17 protein-coding genes are annotated in these 21,098 nt (G+C 67.8%); 9 read left to right on the top strand and 8 right to left on the bottom strand.

The window, feature by feature from the left end; genetic code table 11:
- Nucleotides 1-26 precede the first annotated feature (26 nt).
- On the top strand, nucleotides 27-1,130 hold the full coding sequence (locus JWS13_RS36590; protein WP_206010216.1) for an alpha/beta hydrolase family protein: 1,104 nt from the start codon (nucleotides 27-29) through the stop codon (nucleotides 1,128-1,130).
- On the opposite strand, the gene JWS13_RS36585 is transcribed toward JWS13_RS36590, so the two are convergent.
- From JWS13_RS36585 to JWS13_RS36560, 6 genes are all read right to left on the bottom strand, one after another.
- Entirely contained in the window at nucleotides 1,111-2,733 is a 1,623-nt protein-coding gene (locus JWS13_RS36585) for a GMC family oxidoreductase (RefSeq protein WP_206010215.1), read from the bottom strand. The genes JWS13_RS36590 and JWS13_RS36585 overlap by 20 nt on opposite strands.
- The gene (locus JWS13_RS36580) at nucleotides 2,730-4,298 is read right to left on the bottom strand and encodes an APC family permease (RefSeq protein ID WP_206010214.1); all 1,569 of its coding nucleotides are present in this window, start codon (nucleotides 4,296-4,298) and stop codon (nucleotides 2,730-2,732) included. Before JWS13_RS36580 ends, JWS13_RS36585 begins: the two co-directional genes overlap by 4 nt.
- A gap of 56 nt (nucleotides 4,299-4,354) precedes the next feature.
- Nucleotides 4,355-5,875, bottom strand: coding sequence for an aldehyde dehydrogenase family protein (locus JWS13_RS36575; RefSeq protein WP_206010213.1), 1,521 nt, complete (start codon nucleotides 5,873-5,875; stop codon nucleotides 4,355-4,357).
- On the bottom strand, nucleotides 5,872-7,452 hold the full coding sequence (locus tag JWS13_RS36570) for a BCCT family transporter (RefSeq protein WP_241032619.1): 1,581 nt from the start codon (nucleotides 7,450-7,452) through the stop codon (nucleotides 5,872-5,874). The genes JWS13_RS36575 and JWS13_RS36570 overlap by 4 nt, the downstream gene beginning before the upstream one ends.
- Before the next feature lie 41 nt (nucleotides 7,453-7,493).
- On the bottom strand, nucleotides 7,494-8,660 hold the full coding sequence (locus tag JWS13_RS36565; protein WP_206010211.1) for an aromatic ring-hydroxylating oxygenase subunit alpha: 1,167 nt from the start codon (nucleotides 8,658-8,660) through the stop codon (nucleotides 7,494-7,496).
- Nucleotides 8,661-9,040: 380 nt separating this feature from the next.
- Entirely contained in the window at nucleotides 9,041-9,853 is an 813-nt protein-coding gene (locus JWS13_RS36560; RefSeq protein WP_206010210.1) for an IclR family transcriptional regulator, read from the bottom strand.
- A gap of 198 nt (nucleotides 9,854-10,051) precedes the next feature.
- On the opposite strand from JWS13_RS36560, the gene JWS13_RS36555 reads away from it, so the two are divergent.
- Nucleotides 10,052-10,396, top strand: a complete 345-nt coding sequence (locus JWS13_RS36555) for a bifunctional 3-phenylpropionate/cinnamic acid dioxygenase ferredoxin subunit (RefSeq protein ID WP_206011878.1) — start codon at nucleotides 10,052-10,054, stop codon at nucleotides 10,394-10,396.
- Nucleotides 10,393-11,571, top strand: coding sequence for an NAD(P)/FAD-dependent oxidoreductase (locus tag JWS13_RS36550; RefSeq protein ID WP_206010209.1), 1,179 nt, complete (start codon nucleotides 10,393-10,395; stop codon nucleotides 11,569-11,571). Before JWS13_RS36555 ends, JWS13_RS36550 begins: the two co-directional genes overlap by 4 nt.
- Before the next feature lie 8 nt (nucleotides 11,572-11,579).
- Here the strand turns inward: JWS13_RS36550 and JWS13_RS36545 are convergent, their stop codons facing one another.
- A complete protein-coding gene (locus JWS13_RS36545; RefSeq protein ID WP_206010208.1) occupies nucleotides 11,580-12,380 on the bottom strand; it encodes an IclR family transcriptional regulator in 801 nt (266 codons plus the stop codon).
- 363 nt (nucleotides 12,381-12,743) lie between these two features.
- Here JWS13_RS36545 and JWS13_RS36540 point away from each other — a divergent pair, with 363 nt between their 5' ends.
- From JWS13_RS36540 to purU, 4 genes are all read left to right on the top strand, one after another.
- The gene (locus JWS13_RS36540; protein WP_206010207.1) at nucleotides 12,744-15,206 is read left to right on the top strand and encodes a GcvT family protein; all 2,463 of its coding nucleotides are present in this window, start codon (nucleotides 12,744-12,746) and stop codon (nucleotides 15,204-15,206) included.
- Nucleotides 15,203-15,829 (top strand): cyclodeaminase/cyclohydrolase family protein, encoded by a 627-nt coding sequence (locus tag JWS13_RS36535; protein ID WP_206010206.1) that lies wholly within the window; start codon nucleotides 15,203-15,205, stop codon nucleotides 15,827-15,829. Before JWS13_RS36540 ends, JWS13_RS36535 begins: the two co-directional genes overlap by 4 nt.
- Nucleotides 15,826-16,719 (top strand): bifunctional 5,10-methylenetetrahydrofolate dehydrogenase/5,10-methenyltetrahydrofolate cyclohydrolase, encoded by an 894-nt coding sequence (locus tag JWS13_RS36530; RefSeq protein ID WP_206010205.1) that lies wholly within the window; start codon nucleotides 15,826-15,828, stop codon nucleotides 16,717-16,719. The genes JWS13_RS36535 and JWS13_RS36530 overlap by 4 nt, the downstream gene beginning before the upstream one ends.
- Nucleotides 16,720-16,833: 114 nt before the next feature.
- Nucleotides 16,834-17,682, top strand: coding sequence for a formyltetrahydrofolate deformylase (gene purU, locus JWS13_RS36525; RefSeq protein WP_206010204.1), 849 nt, complete (start codon nucleotides 16,834-16,836; stop codon nucleotides 17,680-17,682).
- A gap of 68 nt (nucleotides 17,683-17,750) precedes the next feature.
- On the opposite strand, the gene JWS13_RS36520 is transcribed toward purU, so the two are convergent.
- Entirely contained in the window at nucleotides 17,751-18,422 is a 672-nt protein-coding gene (locus tag JWS13_RS36520) for a GntR family transcriptional regulator (protein WP_160098199.1), read from the bottom strand.
- A 113-nt stretch (nucleotides 18,423-18,535) separates the two neighbouring features.
- Between JWS13_RS36520 and glyA the strand changes: the two genes are divergently transcribed.
- Complete coding sequence (gene glyA, locus JWS13_RS36515) at nucleotides 18,536-19,861, top strand: serine hydroxymethyltransferase (RefSeq protein WP_206010203.1); 1,326 nt, start codon at nucleotides 18,536-18,538, stop codon at nucleotides 19,859-19,861.
- Nucleotides 19,861-21,096 carry a sarcosine oxidase subunit beta family protein gene (locus JWS13_RS36510; RefSeq protein WP_206010202.1) on the top strand — a complete coding sequence of 412 codons (1,236 nt, stop codon included), beginning with the start codon at nucleotides 19,861-19,863 and terminating at the stop codon, nucleotides 21,094-21,096. Before glyA ends, JWS13_RS36510 begins: the two co-directional genes overlap by 1 nt.
- Nucleotides 21,097-21,098 lie beyond the last annotated feature (2 nt).

Below are 21,098 nucleotides of genomic sequence, written 5' to 3'. Positions count from 1 at the left end.
TCCTCACGGGTACGTACGGTGACCCGGTGACCGAATCTGCTCGCCGACTCGACGTCGTCTTCGCACCCGGGACCGTCGCGCACAGGGGAACCGCCGCGGAACTCCTCGGCCGGGCGCTGGGTGCCCGCGGCCTCACTGGCGAGGTGACGTTCGCCGCGGACACCGCGGATCTGCAGCGCGCCGTGCGGACGGCGGCGGGCCGGGGAGAGTTCGTCGTCGTGCGCGGCGCCGGAGCGTCGTTCACCGCACCGGCCTGCGGGGCGATCCGCGTCGATTTCGGGGACTGCGAGCCGGACCGCTCCGACGGCATCCGGGCCCACATCCGCGGGCGGGGACTCGACGGACTGCGGTTCGCCGTCGACAGCTGGTACCACCACCGTTTCCACCCCGGGACGATCGTCCGCTACGGCGACGACCCCGACCAGCGCGCCGAACTCCGGGTCCCGGACGGCACCGGACCGTTCCCCGTCGCCGTGCTGATCCACGGCGGATATTGGCGTCCCCGTTGGGAATTCGACCTGATGGACGGTCTGGCGGTGGACCTGACAGCCCGCGGGTACGTGACGTGGAACGTCGAGTACCGGCGCCCCACCGAAGATAGATGGGCAGCGATGACGTCCGACGTCGCCGCCGCCCTGCAAGCCGCCGGGTCCGTCCCGGAGGGTGATCCGGGGCGCGTCGTGATCCTCGGCCACTCGGCCGGCGGTCAGCTCGCCCTGCGCGCCGCCGCCGACGCTGTCGCCGACCGGGCGGCGGTACGTCCCGCGCTGGCGGTCAGCCTCGCCGGGGTGCTGAATCTGCGGCTCGCCGACGAACGCCGGCTCGGCGAGGGTGCGGTCGCGAACGCCGTCGGCGTCCGTTGGGCGGAAGATCGGGCGACGTACGAGCGGTCGTCGCCGCTCCATCGGCTGCCGCTCGGTGTCCCGCAACTCGTCGCGTGCGCCGTGGGCGACGAGCCGGACCTCGTGGAGATGAGCAGGGAATACCAGGCGACCGCAGCGGAGACCCGCGACGACGTCACCCTGATCGAGGGCCCCGGCGATCACTTCGCCGTCATCGATCCCGCGAGCGAGATCTGGCGGAGGATCGCCGGGGCGGTCGATGCCCGGATCAGACCTCGGACAGCGTAGCCACCGCCGGCTGCAGCCCGGCCCCCACGCGACCGCGCAGCAGGTCCGCGCAGCGCTCGGCCATCGTCATGACCGTGATGTTCGGGTTGACATGCGGCAGTTTCGGCATCGCGGACGCGTCCACCACCCGCAGTCCCCGCACCCCCTTGACCCGCAGTTCCGGATCGAGCACCGCCATCGGATCGTCGACACGACCCATCCGAGCCGTGCCCGCCGGGTGATACACCGTGTTGTGGGTCTTGTGGATGTAGTCGAGGATCTCGTCGTCGGTCACCGCATCCGGTCCCGGCGCCAGTTCGCGGGCGATCCACCCGCGCAGCGCCTTCTGCTCGGCAATGGTGCGGGCCAGCTTCACCCCGGACAGCATCACCCGGTCGTCGTGGCCCTCACTGTCGGTGAAGTACCGGGGATCGACCTTCGCGCGGTCGCGGAAGTCGCGCGAGCGCAGCCGCACCGTGCCACGTGAACGGCCCTGCGTGACGTTGGGCGTCAAACAGAATCCGTTGTCCGTGGTGGGGTACCCCCACCGGAGGGTGTTCATGTCGAACGGCACGCTGCCGTAATGCATCATCAGGTCCGGATGGTTCAGCCCCTCCTCGGTGGTGGCGAACAGTCCGATCTCCCACCACTGCGTCGACTCGGTCACCATCGGCCGGGACGCCTCCCAGAAGACGAGACCCTCGACGTGGTCGTCGAGGTTCTGCCCGACACCGGGCGAATCGACGCGGACGGGAATGCCGAACTCCGCGAGATGCCCCGCCGGACCGATACCGGAGAGCATCAGCAACTTCGGGGTGTCGATGGCGCCCGCGGTGACGATCACCTCGCGTCGCGCGGACACCGTGTCGTACCCGGTGAGGTCGGGGCGCTGGTAGCGCACGCCCGTCGCCGTCTGCTGCTCGTCGAACAGGATCTCGCTGACCCAGCAGCCGGTCCGGACCTCCAGGTTGGGGCGGGACCCGAGGATCGGGTGCAGGTAGGCGTGCGACGACGACATCCGGGTGCCGTCCTCGGACGCGTTGATCTGGAACCACCCCGCCCCGTTCAGCACCGTTCCGCCGCGGTTGAACGCGACCGTCGGCAACCCGACCGCGGCGGCGGCGTCCAGGACCGCGTGGCCGCACGGATCGTTCGGCGGGACGTCGCGCAGCCGCACCGGACCGCTGCGACCGTGGCCGTCGCCGGGGGCGTCGTTGTTCTCCAACCGGCCGACGTACGGCAGGATGTCGCGCGCACCCCACCCCGACGCACCCATCGCCTCCCAGTCGTCGAGCACCTCGGCCGGCGGCCAGAACGCAATACACGAATTGTGCGACGAGCACCCGCCGAGGACCTTGGCCCGTGCGTGCCGCATGAAGCTGTTGCCCCGCTCCTGCGGCTCGACCGGGTAGTCCCAGTCGTACCCGGAATCGAGCAGGTGCATCCACTGGGACAGTTCGAGAATGTTGCGGTCACCGACGTCCGACGGGCCGGCCTCCAGCAGGCACACCGTCACCGACGGATCCTCACTCAGGCGGGCCGCGAGGACGCACCCCGCGCTGCCGCCACCCGCGATCACGTAATCGAATTCCAGTGCAGTGCTCCGCGGTTCACTTTCGGTCATCGAGCAAGCTCCTTGTCGATCGGTTCGGATTGCGGTGCGGCCGGTGCCGCGGCCGCGGAGTGTGACGTCAAGGTCCCGATGTGGTGCCTGCCGGTGGTGAGGTACCACAGCAGTCCGAGCCCGAGGATGACGCCGATGTAGACGAAGGCGCCCCACGTGTTGTACCAAGGCTCCCCGTAGACGGCTTCGCGCGGCCAGGCGAGGTTGACGGCCATACCGATTCCCCACACCACGGCGACGATGTTGACGGGCAGACCCCACCTGCCCATCGTGAAGTAGCCGCCCTCCTTCAGGTCCCGCGGCGGCCACTGGCCGCGCAGTCTCCGCTTCAGCATCGGGCCGGTGACCATCAGGTAGGCCAGATAGATCATGATGATCGCGATCGAGGTCAGCACGGTGAAGATGTGCGGTTGACCGATGTTGACCACCAGGATCAGCGCGGCCACCACTCCGATCGTCACCGCGGGCACGACGGGTGTCCGCGTCTTCGGGTGAACGCGGGCGAGCCGCTCCCCGAACGGGAGTGCGTTGTCACGAGCCATGGCGAAGGTCAGCCGGATGGCTGCGGTGTGCACCGCCAGCGAGCACACCGTCACCGCGATCACGATGCAGATCAGGAAGATGGTGCCCAGCGGCCCCCACATCACCTGCTCCACGATGTACTGCAGGCTGCCGTCGGACGCGCCGATCTTCGGATCGCCCAGGTCGGGCGCCGCCATCACGGCGAACACCAGGATCGCGCCGCCGATCACGAACGAGGCGAGGATCGCACGGAGGATCGCCTTGGGGGCGGTGCGGCGGGGTTCCACCGTCTCCTCGCCCAGCGAGCTCGCGGTGTCGAAGCCGTACATCACGTAGCCCGACGCGAGCGTGGCCACCAGGAACGCACCGAGGTAGCCTCCGCTTTCACCGGCGCCGTAGCCGTGGGTGGAGAAGAACACCTCCGGGCCGCGGGTCATGTTGGCGGCGAGGATGATCGCGATCAGCACCGCGGCGATGAGTTCGATGAACACACCGGCGCTGTTGATCATCGCCATGAGACGAACACCGAGCGCGTTGACGACGGTGGTGAAGCCGATCATCACGGTTCCGAGGATGACGGCGTTGGTGGCGAAGTCGTGTTCCCCGGTGCCGTCGCCGACGATCTGGAAGCCGCTCCACAGCCGCGGCAGATTGAGCTGCAGCGCCAGCACAACGGCCGACAGGGTGACGATCGACGCCGTGAGCATCAGCCAGCCCGCCGACCACCCCACCACCCGGCTGCCGAGCGTTTTCGCCCAGTTGTACACGGAGCCGGCGATCGGGTACTTGGCGGCGAGCTCCATGAAACAGAGTGCCACCGAGAGCTGGCCGAGAAACACCAGCGGCCACGACCACAGGTAGGCGGGGCCCGCGGAGCCGAAACCGAAGTAGAACAATTGGAAAGTGCCGGTCAGGATGGAAATGTAGCTGACGCCCGCGGCGAAACTCGCGAACTTGCCGATACTGCGATCCAGGGACTCCTTGTATCCGAAATCCTCCAGTCCACTGTCCTGGTCGCCGGTCATGTTGTCGGGTCTGGTCATTCGATCACTTCCTGAGAAGTCGAGGGGGTCTGCTCGCGCGCCCTGCCGAGTGCACGTCAGGTCGCGGTGAACCATCCCGCGAGAGGTGAGGTCGTGTTGTTCCAGATGTGTTTGACTTCCTGGTATTCGGAGAGCCCGGCGGGTCCGAGTTCGCGTCCGTTGCCGGACTTCTTGAATCCGCCCCACTCCGCCGCCGGCGTGTAGTAGCCGAAGTCGTTGAGCCACACCGTTCCGTGGCGCAGCCGGCGCACCACCCGTTCGCCGCGGGCGGCGTCCGTCGTCCGGACCCCCGCGGCGAGGCCGTACTCGGTGTCGTTGCCGAGCCGGACCGCGTCCTCCTCGGTGGTGAATCGCTCGACGGTGAGGATGGGCCCGAACGTCTCCTCCTGCACGATCCGCATCGTGCGGTCGCAGTGGTCGAAGATGGTGGGCAGGTAGTAGCTGCCGCCGTCCAGCGCGGGATCGGCGGGCCGCGAACCGCCCGTCCGGAGCGTCGCTCCCTCGGCGATGCCCAGTGCCACATAGGCTTCGATCTTGTCGCGCTGCGCCGTCGACACGAGCGGCCCGGTCTCGCTGGCCGGGTCGAGTCCCGGGCCGACACGGATGGCCTCGGCGCGCGAGACGAGGGCGGCGACGAACTCGTCGGCGATCGACTCCTCGACGATCAGGCGCGTCCCGGCCGAGCACACCTGACCCGAATGCAGGAAGACCCCGGTGAGCACCTGGTCGACGGACGACTCCCAGTCGGCGTCCGCGAAGACGAGGTGCGGATTCTTGCCGCCGAGTTCCACGGCGACCTTCGTGACGTGCTTCGCGGCCGTTTCCAGGATGGTGGTGCCGGTGGCGAGTCCTCCGGTGAACGAGATGAAGTCGACGTCGCCGGTGTCGGTGAGCGCGGGGCCGAGGTCGGCGCCGCTGCCCTGCACGAGGTTGACCACGCCGGCGGGCACACCGGCCTCCTCGATCAGCCGGGTGAACGCGATCGTGCTCAGCGGCGTGACCTCACTGGGCTTGAGCACCATCGTGCAGCCGGCCGCCAACGCCGGTGCCACCTTCCAGGAGATCTGCAGCAGCGGGTAGTTCCACGGTGCGATCAGGACGCAGACCCCGATCGGTTCGCGCACGACCCGGGAGATCACGGCGGGGTCACCCACGTCGACGACGCGGTCGCTCGACACGAGGGCCAGCCGGGCGTAGTACCGGAACACCGAGACGACGTCGTCGATGTCGATTCGACTCTCCACCAGCGTCTTACCGGTGTCGACCGTCTCGATTCGCGCCAATTCCTCCTTGTCGCGCTCGAGGAGATCGGCGATACGCGACAGCAGCGACGATCGCGTGGCGACCGGGGTCTCGGGCCAGTCCCCGGCATCGAACGCCGCCCGAGCTGCCTGTACTGCTCGCCCGGCGTCCTCGGGCGACGCTTCGTCCACGGTGGCGATCACGTTCCCGGTTGCCGGGTCGATGCAGTCGCGGGTGCGCCCCGATGTGGCAGCCACCCACTCCCCCGCGATGAAATTCACCGTGCCGAACAATTTCTGGACGTCGAGATCAGCGGATAGCGCCGACATCTTCATAGTGTGTCCGAAACCCTTTCGTGTGCAGAATTTTTCGATGAACCGACGATGAGCGGATCACGGGAGACGTCCCGGTACAGCGAGACGCACAGTCCGATCATCACCAGCAGGAACGGCGCGGCCGCGATGATCGTCATCGTCTGCAGCCCCTGAAGGGCGTCCGAGCCGCCGGTCCAGAGGATGAGCGCCGCGGTGCCGCCGGTGAGCGTGCCCCAGAACACGACGATCCGTTTGCTCGGGTGCCGGGTCCCCCGCTCCGACAGGGTGCCCATCACGAGCGATGCCGCGTCGGCGCCGGAAACGAAGAACAGGGCCACCAGCACCATGACCAGCACGGTCGAGACACCGGCGAGCGGCAGATGGTCGAGCATTCCGAACAACTGTCCCTCGGTCGACGACTGGGACGCCACATCGGTGCCGTCACGTTGTACCCCGATCGCGGAACCTCCGAACACCGCGAACCACACGAGGCTGACCGAAGTGGGAATGACGATCACACCGACGACGAACTGCCGGATGGTGCGGCCACGGCTGATCCGGGCCAGGAACATGCCGACGAACGGGGTCCACGACACCCACCACGCCCAGTAGAAGATCGTCCACGACGACAGCCACGACGCCGTGTCGTCGCCCGCACTCGCGGCGGTGCGACCCGACATCGTCGCGAGTTGCGCGCTGTAGTCGGCGATGGTGGTGGGCAGCAGGTTGAGGATCAGCACCGTGGGGCCGAGGACGAACACGAAGACCGCCAGCACGATGGCCAGCACCATGTTGATGTTGGACAACCAGTGGATACCGCGGGCCACGCCGGACACCGCCGAGGCGACGAACGCGAACGTCAGCAATCCGACGAGGGCTACCAGGGCGAGCGTGCCGACCTCGCCCATCCAGCCGATGATCTCGAGCCCGGACCCGATCTGGAGGGCACCGAGGCCGAGCGACGCGGCGGTGCCGAACATCGTCGCGATGATCGCCAGCACGTCGATCACCTTGCCCGCCGCCCCCTCCGCGCGACGGCCGAGGAGCGGGACGAACGCGGAGCTGATGAGTTGCTTACGGCCCCGCCGATAGGAGCCGTAGGCGATCGACAATCCGACCACCGCGTAGATCGCCCACGGGTGCAGTCCCCAGTGGTACATCGTCGTGGCCATCGCCGACCCGGCGCTGCCATCGGTCCCGGGAGGCGGGCTCACCATGTGCGCGAGGGGTTCGGCGACACCGTAAAACATCAGCCCGATCCCCATGCCGGCACTGAACATCATCGCGATCCAGCTGACCGTCCGGAACTCCGGCTTCTCGCCGTCCTTGCCAAGCGGAATCCGGCCGTACCGGGAAAACGCCAGGAATAGCGAGAAGAGGACGAACCCGGTGGCCGCGGTGATGAACAACCACCCCATGTCGGCGACGAGCCACCCGAGGGCCGCGTTCGACACGAGCGCGAGGTTCTCCGGCGCCAGCAGGCCCCACAGGATGATGCCCACCCCGACTCCCGCCGCGGCGCCGAACACCACCTTGTCGACGCCGCCCCGCGGCGCGGCGTGGGCGGGTGCCGTGCGCTCCGGTTCCGGCGCCTGCATTTCGGGAGGGTCGATCACCCTCGGTTGCTCGCCGGCGTACGTCATTTCGCGTCCCCACCCAGCCGGGTCAGTAACCAGTCGTGGAATTCGCCGATGTGATGCTCCGCGGGCACCAGCACACCACCGTCGCGGTAGGCCTTCGACGACATCGTCGGCTGCGTCCGCTCGCAGGCGTCGAAGTCCTGCTCGTTGACGCGGTGGAACAGTTCGACCGAGCGGGAGACGTCGCGTCCCGACGCCGTGACGTCCGGCGCGTACAGCCAGTCGCATTCGACGATGGTGCGGTCCGCGGACATGGGGTACATGCGGTGGAAGATGACGTGGTCGGGCACGAGGTTCACGAAGACCTGTGGCCGGACGGTGATGGCGTAGTACTTGCGGTCCTGATCGTCGCTGATGCCGGACAACGCCTCGAACCCGCCGCTTCCGTCGATGGTGAAGCCCTCGACCTCGTCGCCGAAGGCGGCACCGTGCCCCACGAAGTACTGTGCGGCAAGGCCGTCCGCGAACTCCGGTAGCACCTCGGTGAGTTCGGGGTGAATCGTGGCGCAGTGGTAGCACTCCATGAAGTTCTCGATGATCAGCTTCCAGTTGGCCGCGACGTCGTAGGTGATCCGGCGGCCGAGTTCCAGGGTTCCGATCTCGTACCGATCGATGGCGGCCGGATCGCCGAGCCGTTCGGTGACGGAGCCGATGACCTCGTCCTCGAACGACGGCGGCTCGTCCGCGAGACACACCCAGGCGTAGCCGAGCCACTCGCGCAGCGCGACCGGCACCAGTCCGTACCGCACCCGATCGATGTCGGCTCCGGTCTCGTCGCGCAGCGCGGCCATGTTCGGCGCGGCGACCAGTTTGCCGTCGAGTCCGTACGTCCACGCGTGGTACGGGCACTGCAGGTTCCGCCGGACCTGGCCTTCGTCCTCCGTGCAGAGCATGGCGCCGCGGTGCCGGCAGATGTTGAGGAACGCCCGGAGGGCGCCGTCCCGGCCGCGGACGACGAGGACGCTCTCCCGGCCGACGGTGACCTTCTTGAAGGCACCGGCGTCGGCGAGGTCGGCGGTGCGGGCGGCGCAGAACCACATCGCCTCGAAGACGTTCTCCTGCTCGCTCACGAAAATGTCGGGGTCGGTGTAGTAGCGGCCCCCCAGAGTGGGGATCAGTGCCGGGGCGGGCGCGGGAGCGGGGGCTTGGACGTCCGGAGCGGACATAGATGTCACCGTTCTTTCGTTACGGGAAAGATGCGTTCGGTCGGGGCTGTGACCTGGTGTCTGTGTGCGAATGGGGCGCAGATCGCAAGGGGCGTCGTTGCCGGGTGTGACGACATGAATGCCCGATCCGCGACGATCGTTCGAACAGCGGACAGCTGTTCCCGCCGAGTCATCGCGGCGTCAGCATTGTTGCGTCATCAGCAACGCTATGCGATTTAGACAACTTAGACTGTCGTCGGCAGACGTGTCAAACATCACATTCGGCACTTCTTTCGCAGACGCGACACGGCCGAAACACCGCGTTAACCACGCGGCGCCGAAACCCGGGCAAACCGGACTAACGGTGCGTCTTACGTTGAGGGAGAGCCACTTCCGGGTCGTCAGTCACCCGCGCCGACGGATTGCTGCGCTTCGATCCGCGCCACCGCGTCGGCGATTTCGAGCGCCACCGCCTCGAACTGATCGGGCGCCAGGCGGTACTCCGGGCCGGACACACAGATCGACGCGACGATCCGGTTGGTGACCTTGCTCCGCACCGGAACGGCGATGGAATTGAGCCCCGCTTCGAGCTCCTCGGCCGTGGACGCCCAGCCTCGGGACCGCACGTGTTCGAGCTCGACGTCGAACGCACGGAAGTCGGTGATCGTATTGGGGGTGAGTGCGCTCAATTGCGGGCCCAGCCTGCTGCGGAGCTGGCCCGATGTCATCTCCGAGACCAGGACCTTGCCGGTCGCGGTCGCATGCGCCGGCGTGACCTGACCCACCCACGTGCGGAGCGCGACATGCCGATCGCTGCGAGCTTCGAGCACGTTGAGCGTCGCCGCACCGTCCAGCACCGCGAGGTTGACCGTCTCGCCGAACGCATCGGCCAGGCGGTCGCACTCGGGCTGCGCAACCTCGACGAGCCCGCTCTGCGCGACCGTGGCCTCGGCCAATCGCACGACTGCGAATCCGAGCTGGTATTTGCCACGCACGCCCGCTTCCTCCACGAATCCGCGTTGCTGCAGCGAGGCGATCAGGCGTGAAACGGTCGATTTGTGCACGCCGAGGCGTACGGCGATCTCCGTGGCGCCGACCCGGCCCTCCGCCGCGACGATCTCGAGCACGTCGATGGCACGTTCCACCGCGTGCACGGTCTTCGCCTTCCCTTCCACGCCCTGGGCCGCGGGTGCCGTCGCCTCGGATTCATTCATGCCCCGAGGTTATGCCCACCGACATCCGGAACGCAGTTTTTACACGCGAATGCTTGACACCGCGGGGCAGCACCGGCGAGCATTGTGTTGCACAGCTTGCAAGTCGTCGCGCATAGCGCAACAACTGCTCCACAACTTGCCCCTCCTTCCCGACGCATCCGGAGGTATCGAGTGATTCTCGATAACGATTCCCCAGTTGTGATCCACCCCGGCACCACACCGTTCGCCGTGTGCGAGCTCGTCACCCTGCCCGTGGGCGAAGTAGTCACGGTCACGCCGCCGGGAATGGCTCCCATCTCCGTCTTCCACACCTCCGACGGTCTGTATGCCATCGACGACACCTGCACCCATCAGGACGCCTCCCTCGCCGATGGCTGGGTCGAGGGCTGCACGGTGGAGTGTCCGCTCCACGAGGCATGCTTCGACCTCCGCACCGGCGTGCCGTCCGGTCCGCCGGCCAAGATCGCAGTCCGCACCCACGACGTGTCGATCGTCGACGGCACCGTGCTGCTCCACCTCGAACAGAAGGGCGACGCCCGATGAGCACTGTCCCGAATTCCATTGTGGTACTAGGCGCTTCACTCGCCGGACTGTCGGCTGTCCGCGCGCTGCGCGAGCAGGGATACACCGGCCGCCTCGTCGTGGCGGGCAGCGAGCCATCACTGCCCTACGACCGACCACCGCTGTCCAAGGAATTCCTCACCGGAGGCATGACGGACGAGGACCTGCTGTTGATGAACAGCGACGACGACACCCTCGACGTCGAATGGCGGATGAACAGCACCGCCACCGGCCTCGTCCGCTCCCCCGACGGGCTCCACCGCGTCATGTTCGACGACGGGTCCCACCTCGACGCCGAGGCCGTGGTCGTCGCGACCGGCGCGCGCGCCCGAACCCTGCCCGGGCACCTCGGTCTCGCCGGCGTGCACACGCTCAGATCTGTCGACGACGCACGCGCACTGCGGGAATCGCTGTCACGAGCGCGGAATCTCGTGATCGTGGGAGCCGGTTTCATCGGAGCCGAGGTGGCCTCCAGCGCGGCCGGAATGAGCCTGCACGTCACGGTCGTCGAGGCCTCGCCGACACCCCTGGCGGGTCCGCTCGGCATCGAACTCGGGGCGATCTGCGCAGGACAGCACGCCGCACACGGCGTCCGGCTTCTCACCGGGTCGGTCGTCGACGCACTGCTCGGCGACGACGCGGTCGAGGCCGTCCGGCTCAGCGACGGAACGGTCCTGCCCGCGGACGTCGTGGTGGTCGGAATCGGGGCCGTCCCCAACGTCGAATGGGCGTGCGATTCGGAACTGATGATCGACGACGGCTTCCTCACCGACTCGTCGTGCCGGACGAACCTCCCCGGGGTGTACGCGATCGGCGACTGCGCACGAACTTTCGACGACGCCCACCAGATCCATCACCGGAGCGAGCACTGGAGCAACGCCGTCGCCCAGGCGGCCACGGTGGCCGACACCATCATGGCTACACCGTCCGGCCCCGTCGCGATCCCGTACTTCTGGTCCCACCAGTACGGCAAGATGCTGCAGTTCGCCGGAACGAGGCACAGCACCGACGAGGTCCGCTTCGTCGACGGCGACCCCGGCACCGGCACGTTCGTCGCCACCTACGACAGGGACGGCGATACCGTCGGCGTCTTCGCGATGAACAATCCCCGGCTGTTCACCCGGTACAAGAAGCAACTCGCCAGGTCGCGGGCCTGATGCCGGCGCTACGTGACGGCGTAGCCCAGGCGGTTGCTGATCCGATGGGACGTGTCGAGCGCGGCGCGTGCGACGTCCTCGAACCGTTCCGGCAGCAGTCGGTAGGCGGGGCCGGACACACTCAGAGCCGCAATCATTTTCGATGTGTAATCACGGATCGGGACGGACACCGCGTTCAATCCGAGTTCGAGTTCCTCCTCGGACTCCGCCCAGCCCCGTTCGCGGATGGAATTCAGCGATTCCACGAGGGCAGGCACATCGGTGAGAGTTTCGGACGTGAGAGCGATCGGACTCTCTCCCACCCGCTCCGAGATTTCACTGTCGGACAATTCCGTCAGCAACAGTTTTCCGCTCGCCGTCGCGTGTGCCGGGCTGCTCTGCCCCACCCACGTATTGGTACCGACGCCGGACGGGCCGTCCGCTTTGACGATGCTCACCGAGCGATTGCCGTCGAGTATCGACACATTGACGCTCTCGCCGACAGTTTCCGCCAGTTCGGCACACAATTCCTGACTCTGCCGCACCAGATCGCCGTCCGGCGTCGCGGTGCGCGCCAGACGGACGATCGAATTCCCGAGCTGGAACTTCCCCCGGCTCTTCAACTGGGAGACGTAACCCCGCGAATCCAGGACAGCGACGAGGCGCGACGCGGTCGACTTGTGGACGCCCAGCTCCTCGGCGATTTCCGTGACGCCGGCGGTGCCGAGCCTGGCGAGGATTTCGAGTACCGCCAGAGCACGGTCCACTGACTGCACAGCGCCGGCCGGCCGGCTCCGATCTCCATTCGAGTTATCGTCCAATTCAGTCATCGCGACTTCAGGATAGGCGACATCACCGTGCGACGGTTATCTCCATCCGTTCCCCCTTCGGCGCCTGTGCCGGCCGGCACAGTACGCATTTCCACGGCAAAACGGGGAATATTCGCCGATTATCTACTCGATCATCAAGGAGATACCCGCAATTCAGGGTTGACCCCCTTACTCTTCCGGACTTAATGTGTTGATATATCAGTTGCCGATAACGGATCCGATCAGCCCGATCCGTTTCGCAATTCACAGTTCTCTCCGGCGCCGTCCGAGCCCGCACCGAACATCGAATCTCCCGCCCGCCGCGACAGCGGCAGCACCCGTACTTCGCCACACACAGGCACCCACCGAACCAGGAGGACCATCATGGGGTCACCGCGCGTAGTGATCATCGGAGCCGGCATCGTCGGCGCGAATCTGGCCGACGAGCTCACCGCTCGCGGCTGGGATCGGATCACGGTCCTCGATCAGGGACCGCTGCCGCTCACCGGAGGATCCACGTCGCACGCACCGGGCCTGGTGTTCCAGACGAACGCGTCCAAGACCATGACCGAGTTCGCCCGGTACACGGTCGAGAAATTCGTCGGACTCGACGTGGACGGCGCATGGTGCTTCAACCAACTCGGCGGACTCGAGGTGGCCACCACCCCCGAGCGCCTCGCCGATCTGCACCGCAAGCAGGGATGGGCGACGTCCTGGGGCATCGAGGGCACCGTCCTCGACCCGGCCGAGTGCGCGAAGCTGCACCCGCTGCTGGACGAGAAGCGGGTCCTCGGCGGGCTGCACGTGGAGACCGACGGCCTCGCCAAGGCGTCCCGTGCCGTCGTCGCGCTGGCCCGGCGCGCCGAATCCCGCGGCGCCGTGTTCCAGGGCTCGACGAAGGTGATCGGCATCGAGCAACGCGGCGGCAAGGTCACCGGTGTCGCCACCCCGGACGGTGTTATTCCCGCAGACATCGTGGTGTCCTGCGCCGGCTTCTGGGGTCCCGACGTCGGCGCGATGGTCGGGATGGACGTCCCGCTCCTTCCCCTCGCGCACCAGTACGCGAAGACCGAGCAGATCCCCGAACTCGTCGGCCGGAACACCGAACTCGCCGAGGCCGGCTTCCCGATCCTGCGGCATCAGGACCAGGACCTGTACTTCCGTGAGCACGTCGACCGCCTCGGCATCGGCACGTACGCCCACCGGCCGATGCCGGTGAACCTGCGCGACCTGGACGAGAGCACCGACGTGTCCACCTCCGACATGCCGTCGATGCTGCCGTTCACGGAAGAAGATTTCGCGCCGTCGTGGGAGCAGAGCAAGCTGCTGCTGCCCTGCCTCGAATCCGCCGAACTGGAAGCCGGATTCAACGGTGTCTTCTCGTTCACCCCGGACGGCGGCCCCCTGCTCGGCGAGTCACCGGACGTCGCCGGTTTCTGGATCGCCGAGGCGGTGTGGGTGACGCACTCCGCCGGTGTCGCCCGCGCGGTCGCCCAACTCCTCGTCGACGGCCGCTCCGAGATCGAACTCCACGGCTGCGACGTCCACCGCTTCGAGGAGATCCAGATCGCGCCCGACTACGTCAGCGAGACCTCGCAGCAGAACTTCGTCGAGATCTACGACGTGCTGCACCCGCTGCAGCCCAAGGAGTCTCCCCGCGACCTGCGCGTGAGCCCGTTCCATGTGCGCCAGAAGGAACTCGGCGCCATGTTCCTGGAGAGCTCCGGCTGGGAGCGCCCGCACTGGTTCGAGGCCAATGCCCATCTGGTGCAGGACCTTCCGGCCGACTGGCAGCCACCGGCCCGTGAGCCGTGGGCAGCGATGTTCCACTCCCCCATCGCAGCGGCCGAGGCCTGGCGCACCCGCACGTCGGTGGCGATGTACGACATGACACCGCTGAAGCGGCTCGAGATCTCCGGCGCCGGCGCCCTCTCCCTGCTCGATCGGCTGACGACCGGCAAGATGGACAAGTCCGTCGGATCCGTCACCTACACGCTGGCACTCGACGACGCCGGCGGCGTGCGCAGCGACCTCACCGTCACGCGGATGGCCGACACCGTCTTCCAGGTCGGCGCGAACGGCAACCTCGACCTCGACTACTTCCGCCGGCAGTCCCCGGACGACGGCAGTGTGCAGATCCGCGACGTCACCGGCGGCACGTGCGGGATCGGACTGTGGGGCCCCCGCGCCCGGGATCTGGTGCAGGCGCTCAGCTCCGACGACTTCACGAACGAGAACTTCAAGTACTTCCGCGCGAAAGAGGTTCACATCGGCGGGGTGCCCGTCACGGCAATGCGCCTGTCGTACGTCGGCGAACTCGGCTGGGAGCTGTACACCTCCGCCGACAACGGTCTGCGGCTGTGGGATCTGCTGTGGGCGGAGGGGCAGAAGTACGACGTCATCGCGGCCGGCCGCGCCGCGTTCAACAGCCTCCGGATGGAGAAGGGTTACCGCTCGTGGGGAACCGACATGACGACCGAGCACAACCCGTACGAGGCCGGTCTCGGTTTCGCGGTCCGGTTGCAGAAGGGCGACTTCCGCGGGCGTGACGCCCTCGACGGCGTCTCCGACGAGACGGTGGAGCGGCGCCTGGCGTGCCTGATGATCGACGATCGGCAGTCGGTGGTCCTGGGCCACGAACCGGTGTTCGTCGACGGACAGCCCGCCGGGTACGTCACGAGTGCCGCATTCGGTCACACGGTCGGGGCGCCGATCGCCTACGCCTGGCTGCCCGCGACCGCGACCGTGGACACCGCGGTGGAGATCGAGTATTTCGGGCGGCGCATCCCCGCCACCGTCGTGGCCGAACCGCTCGTCGACCCCGAGATGAAGAAGATCCGGTCATGAGCATCCGGCAGGACACGATCACCGGGTTCCTGGATTCGCTCGCCGACCGAACCCCCGCGCCGGGTGGCGGCGCGACCGCCGCACTCCACCTCGGCCAGGCGGCCGCGCTGGTCTCGATGGTCGCCCGCTACACCACCGGCAAGAAGTACGCCGACCACGGGATGCTCGTCGAACGCATCTGCGCCTCCGCAGATGCGTTCCGCGAGAAGGCACTGCAGTTCGCCGACGACGACATGGCGGCGTTCACGGCCGTCATCGACGCCTACCGTCTCCCCCGGGAAACGGACGAAGAATCGGGGGCGCGCACGGCGGCGATCGCGACCGCACTCGCCGGCGCGGCCGCGGTGCCCGCCGAGGTGGTGGTCGCGGCAGGCGACGTCGTCGCACTCGCCGACGTCCTGCTGCCGGTGGCGAACCCCACCGTCGTCAGCGACGTCGCGGCCGCTGCCGAGGCCGCCCGCGCCGCCGCCACCACCGCCCGGGTCAACATCGAGGTGAACCTGCCCGGTATCACCGATGCGGACACCCGCCGGTCCCTCACCGAGTGCCTGACCGGCGTCGACGCGATCGTCGAGCGCGCCGACGCAGTCACCACACGAGTACGAAAGCAGCTGAGTTCATGACCAGAAGCCTCGGTGGCGCCGAACTCGCCACCTCCATCCGAGACGACGCGTCCGTCGCCGCCGCCGCTCTCACCGACCTCGGAATCCGGCCCAGGCTGGCAGTCGTGCTGGCCACCGACGACGAATCGACGGCCTGGTACGTACGTTCCATCGCGGCGGCCGCGAAACGCACCGGAATCCTGTGCGACATTGTCGATCTCGGTGCGTCGGCGACGACCGGACAGCTCCACGGCACGCTCGTCGAACTCGGCCACGACCCGGACGTCCACGGCATCATCCTGCAGACCCCCTTGCCGGACGGCACCGACCTGGACGCACTCCGGGAGGCGATCAACCCCGCCAAGGACGTCGACGGCGCGAACCCGGTCAGTCTGGGTCGTCTCGTCGCGCGCCTCCCCGCGTTCGCACCCGCCACCGCACAGGCCGTGATCGCGCTGCTCGATCACCACGGAATCTCCCCGCACGGCAGGACCGCCGCAGTGGTCGGCCGATCGACGGTGGTCGGAAGTCCCGTCGCGCACATGCTCGTGCAGCGCAACGCGACGGTGACCGTCTGCCACCGGCACACCACCGACCTGGCGGCAGGCACCCGAGACGCCGACATCCTCGTGGTCGCCGTCGGTATTCCCGGACTGATCATCGCCGACCACGTCGCCGACGGCGCCGTCGTCATCGACGTGGGAACCACGGCCACCGCGGACGGCCGACTGCTCGGCGACGTCGACGCCGCGGCCGTGGACGGTCGGGCCGATGCGCTGACCCCGGTCCCCGGAGGGGTGGGACCGGTGACCACGGCGTTACTGATCGCCCACACCGTCGATGCCGCCGCCACCCAGCACGCCCAGACCCGGACGGACTCGGTGCTCGCCGGATTTCGCAGCGGCGTCTGACTCCGTCTCCAGCCCTTGACCCGCCCGTCCCGCCTGAAATAGCATTGCCCATCCTGATATATCAGTTTGCTCGGACTAATACCTCAATTTGATTCCGGCATAGAGGAGACCCACATGACCCAGACCTTCACCCTGACGCTCAGCTGCGCTCAGCGCCCCGGGATCGTTCACGCCGTCAGCTCCTTCCTCTTCGAGCAGAACTGCGATATCGCCGAACATCAGCAGTTCGACGACACCCGGAGCGACGCGTTCTTCCTTCGCACCTCGTTCATCTCCGCCGAGGACGTCGACATCGAGCGCCTCACCGAAGAATTCCGGAGCGTCGCTGCGAAATTCGGCATGACGTTCAACTTCAACGGCAGCGACCTACCCCGCGTAATCGTGATGGTCTCCAAGATGGGCCACTGCCTCAACGACCTCATCTTCCGCTGGCGAGCGGGCAACCTCGGCGCCGAACTCGTCGCCGTCGTCTCCAACCACGAGGTGCTGCGCCCGATGGCCGAGGCCGCCGGCCTGCCGTTCGTCCACGTCCCCGTCACGCCGACCACCAAGCCGGAGGCCGAAGCCCGGCTACTCGAACTCGTCGAGGAATTCAACGCAGATCTCGTGGTGCTCGCCCGCTACATGCAGGTGCTGTCGGACGACGCGTGCCGCGCACTGCGTGGACGCGCGATCAACATCCACCACTCGTTCCTGCCCGGCTTCAAGGGCGCCAAGCCCTACCACCAGGCGTTCGATCGCGGAGTCAAGCAAGTCGGCGCCACCGCCCACTACGTGACACCCGACCTGGACGAGGGACCCATCATCGAGCAGGAAGTCATCCGCATCGACCACAGCTTCGACCCGGTGCGGCTCGCCACGGTCGGGCAGGACGCCGAGGCCCTCGCGCTGTCCCGGGCCGTGCGCTGGCACTGCGAGAACCGGGTCCTGCTCCACGGTCACCGGACGGTCGTCTTCAGTTAGGCGGCTTCGCCGCCTGTGCGTGGTTGACGAGTCTCTGCACTCGTCAACCACGCACGGGCGCGAAGCGCCTACAGCAGGTCGCGGATGGCCTGCTCGAAACCGGCGACATGCTCGAGGGTGAGCGCGGACGCGGTGTCCCCATCGCCGTCGACGATGGCCCGGAGCAGGGCGACGTGCTCGCGGACGTGGGCGGCGACGTCCGGCAGACGGTCGAGGAAGAGGCACCAGATGCGGGTGGCGTGGGCGTCGAGGCTGACGAGGATGTCTTCGAGGTGCGGATTGCCGGACGCCCGGTAGATCTCGCGGTGCACCCGCACGTCCTTGCGCAGGACGTCGCGCGGGTCTTCGCTGTCGTCGATCTCCGCGATCTCGTCGGCGAGAGCGGACAGCCGGGCCCGTGCGTCCTGCGACGCCGTGCGCGCCGCCCGGGCGGCCGCCGTGGGTTCGAGCTGCTTGCGGATCTCGGAGATGTCGGCGAGGTCGGTCATGTCGACGGCAGTGGCGAACGTGCCGCGACGGGGGTAGGCGATGACGAGACGTTCCCGCTCGAGGCGCTTGAGCGCTTCCCGCACGGGTGTCCGGCCGAAACCGAGTTCCTCGGCGAGGCGGTCGTCGTTGATCGGCTCGCCCGGCCGGATGTCGAGCATGACCAGGCGTTCGCGCACGATCTCGTACGCCCGGTCGGCGTTGGTGCCGCCGTTCGATGCCGTGTCCGCGACCGATGAATGCGCCAGGCTCATGTTCCGTCTCCCTGATTCTCCGGAGCTATTGACCTTTGTCCGGTACTGACCTTACGCTACTTTCCAGTTGATATATCAGTTCCAGTTCAACTGACCTTCCAGAAAGGCGAACCATGACCGTGGACACCGCAAACCTCACCGAGGTAGCAGCAGCGAACCCGACGCTGACTCATTCGCTCGCCGATCTCGATCCCGCCGTGCACCAGGCGATCGCGGCCGAACTGGAGCGCCAGCAGGGCACCCTGGAGATGATCGCCAGTGAGAACTTCGCCCCGCTCGCGGTGATGCAGGCGCAGGGGTCGGTGCTGACCAACAAGTACGCCGAGGGATACCCCGGACGCCGCTACTACGGTGGGTGCGAGCACGTCGACGTCATCGAGCAGCTCGCCATCGACCGCCTGACCACCCTGTTCGGTGCCGGGTTCGCGAACGTGCAGCCGCATTCGGGGGCCCAGGCCAACGCCGCGGCGATGGCCGCTTTGCTGCAGCCCGGCGACGGCATCCTCGGACTCGACCTCGCGCACGGCGGTCACCTCACCCACGGGATGAAGCTGAACTTCTCCGGCAAGCTCTACGACGTCGCCGCCTACCACGTCCGCGAGGACGACCACCGAGTGGACATGGACGAGGTCGAGCGCCTCGCCCGCGAGCACCGCCCCAAGCTGATCATGGCCGGCTGGTCCGCGTACCCCCGCCAACTCGACTTCGCCCGGTTCCGGGCCATCGCCGACGAGGTCGGCGCCTACCTGATGGTCGACATGGCGCACTTCGCCGGACTGGTCGCCGCCGGACTGCACCCCTCCCCCGTCCCGCACGCGCACGTGGTGACGTCGACGACGCACAAGACCCTGGGTGGTCCCCGCGGCGGCGTCATCCTCACCAACGACCCGGCGCTGGCGAAGAAGTTCAACTCCTCGGTGTTCCCCGGACAGCAGGGTGGCCCGCTCGAGCACGTGATCGCCGGCAAGGCCGTCTCGTTCAAGCTCGCCGCCGAACCCGAGTTCCGCGAACGCCAGGAGCGCACCCTGGCCGGCGCGAAGATCCTCGCCGACCGCCTCCTGCAAGCAGATTCGCGGGCCGCGGGCATCAACGTCGTCTCCGGCGGCACCGACGTCCACCTGGTCCTGGTGGACCTGCGCGAGTCCGAACTCGACGGCAAGCAGGCCGAGGACCGGCTGCACCAAGTCGGAATCACCGTCAACCGCAACGCCGTCCCGTTCGATCCCCGACCGCCGATGATCTCCTCCGGGGTGCGGATCGGCACCCCCGCTCTCGCCACCCGCGGGTTCGACGAGGCCGCGTTCACCGAGGTCGCCGACATCATCAGCCACGCGCTGCGCCCCGCCACCGACGAGGCCGGACTCGACGACCTGCGCACCCGGGTCGACACCCTCGCCGCCGCGTTCCCGCTCTACCCCGACCTCACGGAGGCGAACTGATGAGTGCCACCCAGCCGCCCGGCGCGCACCTGCCCGACCACCCGGACTTCCTGTGGCGTAACCCGGAACCGAAGAAGTCCTACGACATCGTGATCGTCGGCGGCGGCGGCCACGGCCTCGCCACCGCCCACTACCTCGCCAAGAATCACGGCATCACCAACGTCGCCGTCCTGGAAAAGGGGTGGCTCGCGGGCGGGAACATGGCCCGCAACACCACGTTGATCCGGTCGAACTACCTGTGGGACGAGAGCACCCGCATCTACGAGCACGCCCTGAAACTGTGGGAGGGCCTCGAGGAGGACCTCGACTACCCGATCCTGTTCAGCCAGCGCGGCGTCCTCAACCTCGCGCACAGCCTCCAGGACGTCCGCGACAGCGTCCGCCGGGTCGAGGCCAACAAACTCAACGGCGTCGACGCCGAATGGGTCGGACCCGACGAGGTCAAGAAGCTGTGCCCGCTGGTGAACATCTCGAGCGACATCCGCTACCCGGTGCTCGGCGCCACCTACCAGCCGCGGGCCGGGATCGCCAAGCACGACTACGTGGCCTGGGGATTCGCCCGCCGCGCCGACCAGGCCGGCATCGACATCATCCAGAACTGTGAGGTCACCGGCTTCGTCACCGACGGCAACAAGGTCACCGGGGTCCGCACCACCCGCGGCGACATCGCCACCGGGCAGGTCGCGCTCTGCGCCGCCGGACACACCTCCACCCTGACCGACATGCTCGGCATCCGCACCCCCCTGCAGTCGCACCCGCTCCAAGCCCTGGTCTCCGAACTGCTCGAACCGGTGCACCCGACGATCGTGATGTCCAACGCCATCCACGTGTACGTCTCCCAGGCGCACAAGGGGGAACTGGTGATGGGCGCCGGTGTCGACTCCTACAACGGCTACGGCCAGCGCGGCGCGTTCCACATCATCGAACGCCAGATGGCGGCGGCGGTGGAGTTGTTCCCGGTGTTCGCCCGGGCGCATCTGCTGCGCACCTGGGGCGGCATCGTCGACACCTGCCCCGACGCCTCCCCGATCGTCGGCCGCACCCCCTACGACAACGTGTATCTCAACGGCGGGTGGGGCACCGGCGGTTTCAAGGCCACCCCCGGGTTGGGCTGGTGCCTCGCGGACACCCTCGCGAACGACGAACCGCACGAATACATCGCGCCGTTCAGCCTCGACCGGTTCGTCACCGGCGCCCTCGTCGACGAGCACGGCGCTGCGGCCGTCGCCCACTAACC

The sequence above is a fragment of the Rhodococcus pseudokoreensis genome (assembly GCF_017068395.1).
Classification (GTDB): domain Bacteria; phylum Actinomycetota; class Actinomycetes; order Mycobacteriales; family Mycobacteriaceae; genus Rhodococcus_F; species Rhodococcus_F pseudokoreensis.
This window is presented reverse-complemented; position numbering and strand designations above follow the sequence as displayed.

What these genes read in the sequence shown, in the direction of transcription:
- JWS13_RS36585 (WP_206010215.1), bottom strand. Translation starts at nt 2,733, where the DNA reads ATGACCGAAAGTGAACCGCGGAGCACTGCACTGGAATTCGATTACGTG.
- JWS13_RS36580 (WP_206010214.1), bottom strand. Translation starts at nt 4,298, where the DNA reads ATGACCAGACCCGACAACATGACCGGCGACCAGGACAGTGGACTGGAG.
- JWS13_RS36575 (WP_206010213.1), bottom strand. Translation starts at nt 5,875, where the DNA reads ATGAAGATGTCGGCGCTATCCGCTGATCTCGACGTCCAGAAATTGTTC.
- JWS13_RS36570 (WP_241032619.1), bottom strand. Translation starts at nt 7,452, where the DNA reads ATGCAGGCGCCGGAACCGGAGCGCACGGCACCCGCCCACGCCGCGCCG.
- JWS13_RS36565 (WP_206010211.1), bottom strand. Translation starts at nt 8,660, where the DNA reads ATGTCCGCTCCGGACGTCCAAGCCCCCGCTCCCGCGCCCGCCCCGGCA.
- JWS13_RS36560 (WP_206010210.1), bottom strand. Translation starts at nt 9,853, where the DNA reads ATGAATGAATCCGAGGCGACGGCACCCGCGGCCCAGGGCGTGGAAGGG.
- JWS13_RS36550 (WP_206010209.1), top strand. Translation starts at nt 10,393, where the DNA reads ATGAGCACTGTCCCGAATTCCATTGTGGTACTAGGCGCTTCACTCGCC.
- JWS13_RS36545 (WP_206010208.1), bottom strand. Translation starts at nt 12,380, where the DNA reads ATGACTGAATTGGACGATAACTCGAATGGAGATCGGAGCCGGCCGGCC.
- JWS13_RS36540 (WP_206010207.1), top strand. Translation starts at nt 12,744, where the DNA reads ATGGGGTCACCGCGCGTAGTGATCATCGGAGCCGGCATCGTCGGCGCG.
- JWS13_RS36535 (WP_206010206.1), top strand. Translation starts at nt 15,203, where the DNA reads ATGAGCATCCGGCAGGACACGATCACCGGGTTCCTGGATTCGCTCGCC.
- JWS13_RS36530 (WP_206010205.1), top strand. Translation starts at nt 15,826, where the DNA reads ATGACCAGAAGCCTCGGTGGCGCCGAACTCGCCACCTCCATCCGAGAC.
- purU (WP_206010204.1), top strand. Translation starts at nt 16,834, where the DNA reads ATGACCCAGACCTTCACCCTGACGCTCAGCTGCGCTCAGCGCCCCGGG.
- JWS13_RS36520 (WP_160098199.1), bottom strand. Translation starts at nt 18,422, where the DNA reads ATGAGCCTGGCGCATTCATCGGTCGCGGACACGGCATCGAACGGCGGC.
- glyA (WP_206010203.1), top strand. Translation starts at nt 18,536, where the DNA reads ATGACCGTGGACACCGCAAACCTCACCGAGGTAGCAGCAGCGAACCCG.
- JWS13_RS36510 (WP_206010202.1), top strand. Translation starts at nt 19,861, where the DNA reads ATGAGTGCCACCCAGCCGCCCGGCGCGCACCTGCCCGACCACCCGGAC.